The following is a 4,301-nucleotide window of genomic DNA, read 5'->3' as shown; positions in this document are numbered from 1 at the left end:
ACCTCGCCCGCGGCGACGCGCTGGCCGGGGGCGGCGGCGGGCACCTCGCCGTCGATGGCCACGGCGTCGAACGGCGGGGCGGGCGGGCCGTCGGGTCCGAAGGAGCAGCCGGCGAGGAGCAGGGAGGCTGCGAGCGCGGATCCGGTCACGGCGAGCGCGGCGCGACCGCGGGATCGAGGGCGGGGACGGGCGGCGCGGGCTGTGGTGCGGATGGTCATGGTCTCCCCGGGTCTCCCCCCGAGCGTGACAGCCTGGCCCGGACCACGGCAACTCGGGGGCGCGCGGGCGGGGGCGCGGGCTGCCGGATGCGAGGATCGCTGTCACACGCCCACGCATGACCGCGCTCCCCGAGGATCCGCGGCCGTCGACCGGGGCGCCCGCAGAGGAGGCCCATGGACCAGCCCACCGTCCGCTCCGTCGTGCCCGCCCGGACGCGTGCGGACCTCGCCGCGCTCGGGCCGTCCGTGGCGGCGCTCGCGGGCGGATCCGGCATCTTCGCGGAGCCGCACCCGCACCTCACCGGCCTGGTCGACCTGCAGGCGCTCGGCTGGCCGTCGCTCGTGGTCACGGACGACGGCATGGAGATCTCCGCGACGTGCACCATCGCCGAGGTGGCGGGCATCGCGCCGCGGGACGGCTGGCGGGCGCACCCGCTCTTCCTCCAGGCGTGCACGGCGCTGTTCGGGTCGACGAAGATCTGGCGGGTCGCGACCGTGGGCGGGAACATCTGCTCGGCGCTGCCCGCGGGGCCGATGACCGCGCTCGCGTCCGCCCTCGACGCGGAGGCGCTGATCTGGCGGGCGGCCACCGCCGACTCCGCGGCCCACGACGAGCGGATGCCCGTGGCGGAGCTCGTGACCGGCGACCGGACCACCGCGCTCCGCCCGGGCGACGTGCTGCGGTCGATCCACGTGCCGGCGTCAGCGCTGCGCGCGCGGACGGCGTTCCGGAAGATCGCGCTGTCGCCCATCGGGCGGTCCGGATCCGTCGTGATCGGCCGCCTCGACGAGGGCGGCGCGTTCGCCCTCACCGTGACCGGGGCCACGCTCAGGCCCGAGCTGCTGCGCTACCCGACCCTGCCCGCCGCGGAGGCGCTCGCGGACGACGTGCGGGCGATCGGATCCTGGTTCACCGACGCGCACGGGGCCGCCGACTGGCGCCGGGCCGTGAGCGCGCTGCTCGCCGAGGAGATCCGCGCCGAGCTATCGGGCGACGCCGCGGGCGCGGGCGACGGACCCGCATCCGGCGAGCGCGGCACCCCGCCGGGCGCCGCCACCACGACGACGGCAGGAGCGCGCGCGTGAGCATGACCGTGGACGGCCGCGAGATCCCGGGAGAGCCGGCCCCCGGGCAGAGCCTGCGCACGTGGCTGCGCGAGCACGGGGTGTTCAGCGTGAAGAAGGGCTGCGACTCGGGCGACTGCGGCGCGTGCGCGGTGCTCCTCGACGGGGAGGCCGTGCACTCGTGCATCATGCCGGCCTTCCGGGCCCAGGGCAGCGAGGTCACGACCGCCGCGGGTCTCGGGACGCCGGGCGACCTGCATCCCGTGCAGGAGCGGTTCGTCGAGGCGGCCGGGTTCCAGTGCGGGTTCTGCACGCCGGGCATGGTCGTCACCGCGGCGTCGCTCGCCGAGGACGACCTCGACGACCTGCCGCGGCTGATGAAGAGCAGCCTCTGCCGGTGCACGGGGTACCGGGCCATCGACGAGGCGATCCGCGGCGAGCACGGGGGCGCGGATCACGCGCACACGGCGGGCTGCGGCGGCGTGCGTCCCGAGGGGCTCGGGCCGGTGCGGGTGACGGGATCCTCGGCGCCCGCCGCCGACCTGTCGGAGGACGACGCGCGCCGCGACGCGCGAGAGGCCCGCGCGGTCCGCGACGCCGAGCGCGCCCAGACCGGCCGCGTCGGCACGTCGCTGCACGCCCCCGCGAGCGAGCGCGTGGTCAGCGGCCTGGAGCTGTACACGCTCGACGTCCATGTCCCGGGCCTCCTGCACGCGAGCCTGGTGCGCAGCCCCCACCCGCACGCGCGGATCCGCTCCATCGACACGTCGGAGGCGCTCGCGCTGCCGGGCGTGCACGCCGTGCTCACGCACCACGACTCCCCCGCGACGCTGTACTCGTCCGCCCGTCACGAGGACCGCTTCGACGACCCCGACGACAGCCGCGTCTTCGACGACGTGGTGCGGTTCCGCGGGCAGCGCGTCGCGGCCGTGATCGCCGACGACGTGGGGATCGCGGAGGCCGCCGTGCGCCTGGTGCGGGTCGACTACGAGGTGCTGCCCGCCGTCTTCGACCCCGAGGAGGCGCGTCGACCGGGCGCGCCGCTCGTGCACGGCGACAAGGATCCGGCCGTCTCCCGCCTCGCCGACCCGCAGCGCAACGTCGTGGCCGAGATGCACGGCGAGCACGGCGACGTGGCGGCCGGGCTCGCCCGCGCCGACGAGGTCGTCTCGGGCACGTGGTCGACGCACCGCGTCGCGCACACCCACCTGGAGACGCACGCGACCGTGGGCTGGATGGAGGAGGGCCGCCTCGTCCTCCGCACCAGCTCGCAGGTCCCGTTCCTCGTGCAGCGCGAGATCTGCCGGCTGTTCGAGCTCCCGCCGGAGGAGGTGCGCGTCTTCACGGCCCGCGTGGGCGGCGGGTTCGGCGGCAAGCAGGAGATCCTCACCGAGGACGTCGTGACCCTCGCCGTGCTCGCCACGGGCCGTCCGGTGCAGCTGGAGTTCACGCGGTCGGACGAGTTCACGCTCTCGCCCGCGCGGCACCCGATGCGGGTGGGCGTCACGGTCGGCGCGACCTCCGACGGCGTGCTCACGGCGCTCGCGGTCGATGTGCTCAGCGACACGGGCGCGTACGGCAACCACGGGCCCGGCGTCATGTTCCACGGCTGCAACGAGTCCATCGCGCTGTACCGCGCGCCGGCGAAGCGCGTGGACGCGCAGAGCGTCTACACGAACAACCTGCCGTCGGGCGCGTTCCGGGGCTACGGCCTCGGGCAGGTGATCTTCGCGATCGAGTCCGCGCTCGACGAGCTCGCGCGGCGTCTCGGCATCTCGGGCTTCGAGATCCGGCGGCGCAACGTCGTGGTGCCGGGCGATCCGCTGATCATCACGCACGCCGAGGGTCCCGACCTCGGCTTCGGCGGCAGCTACGGGCTCGACCAGTGCCTCGACCTCGCCGAGCAGGCGCTCCGCGACGGCGGCGGGGATCCCGTGCCCGCGGGCGACCGCTGGCTGGTCGGCGAGGGCATGGCCGCCGCGATGATCGCCACCATGCCGCCGCGCGGGCACTTCGCCGAGGTGCACGTGGCCATCGCCGCCGACGGGATGGTCACCGTGTCGGTCGGCACGGCCGAGTTCGGCAACGGCACGACCACCGTGCACGCGCAGCTCGCCGCGACCGCGCTCGGGACGACGCCCGACCGGATCCGCATCCGCCAGTCCGACACCGACGTCACCGGCTACGACACGGGCGCGTTCGGCTCGGCCGGGACGGTCGTCGCGGGCAAGGCCGTGCACGTCGCGGCGACCGCGCTCGCCGGCATGCTGCGGGAGGCGGCAGCCGCGCGCACGGGGATCCCCGCCGACGCGTTCGCCCTCGCGCCGGACGCGCTCACGGCTCCCGACGGGACGGCCGTGCCGATCGCCGACCTCGTGGGGTCCGACGGCCTCGCGGCGGAGGCCCGCGAGGAGGGCGCGCTGCGCTCCCTCGCGTTCAACGTGCATGCGTTCCGGGTGGCGGTGGATCCCGCGACCGGCGAGGTCCGCATCCTCCGCTCCGTGCAGGCCGTCGACGCCGGCACCGTGCTGAACCCCGCGCAGCTGCGCGGCCAGGTCGAGGGCGGCACGGCGCAGGCGCTCGGCACCGCGATGTACGAGGAGGTCGTGCACGACGGCGAGGGGCGGATCCTCACCGACGTGCTGCGGAACTACCACATCCCCCAGCTCGCCGACCTGCCCGTGACCGAGGTGCTGTTCGCCCGCACGCACGACGACCTCGGGCCGCACGGCGCGAAGTCGATGAGCGAGGCGCCCTACAACCCGGTGGCGCCGGCGCTCGCGAACGCGGTGCGCGACGCCATCGGGATCCGCCCGCACGACCTGCCGATGTCGCGCGACCGCGTGTGGCGGCTCCTGCACGGCGGCGGCCCGCAGCCGCGGTTCGACAGCCCGACCACGCTCGGGGAGCGGGGCACGCGGGAGTAGGACGCGGGGATCAGCCCGCCCGGCCGACGCGCCGACGCCGCGCCAGCACCAGCGCGCGCCCCAGCACGCCCACCACGAGCACGGCGGCGCC

General features: G+C 76.1%; 2 protein-coding genes and 1 pseudogene. 2 read left to right on the top strand and 1 reads right to left on the bottom strand.

Going from position 1 to position 4,301, the window contains the following annotated elements; genetic code table 11:
• Nucleotides 1–218: pseudogene (locus tag DZG00_RS12785) on the bottom strand (hypothetical protein); the annotation flags it as partial.
• Nucleotides 219–392: 174 nt separating this feature from the next.
• Between DZG00_RS12785 and DZG00_RS12780 the strand changes: the two are divergent.
• Nucleotides 393–1,304: an FAD binding domain-containing protein gene (locus DZG00_RS12780; RefSeq protein WP_119383178.1), complete on the top strand. Its 912-nt coding sequence runs from the start codon at nucleotides 393–395 to the stop codon at nucleotides 1,302–1,304.
• Entirely contained in the window at nucleotides 1,301–4,210 is a 2,910-nt protein-coding gene (locus DZG00_RS12775) for a molybdopterin-dependent oxidoreductase (RefSeq protein WP_119455687.1), read from the top strand. Before DZG00_RS12780 ends, DZG00_RS12775 begins: the two co-directional genes overlap by 4 nt.
• Nucleotides 4,211–4,301: the final 91 nt, after the last annotated feature.

Origin of the sequence: Clavibacter lycopersici, from assembly GCF_003576405.1 — a bacterium.
In the GTDB taxonomy this organism is placed as follows: domain Bacteria; phylum Actinomycetota; class Actinomycetes; order Actinomycetales; family Microbacteriaceae; genus Clavibacter; species Clavibacter lycopersici.
This window is presented reverse-complemented; position numbering and strand designations above follow the sequence as displayed.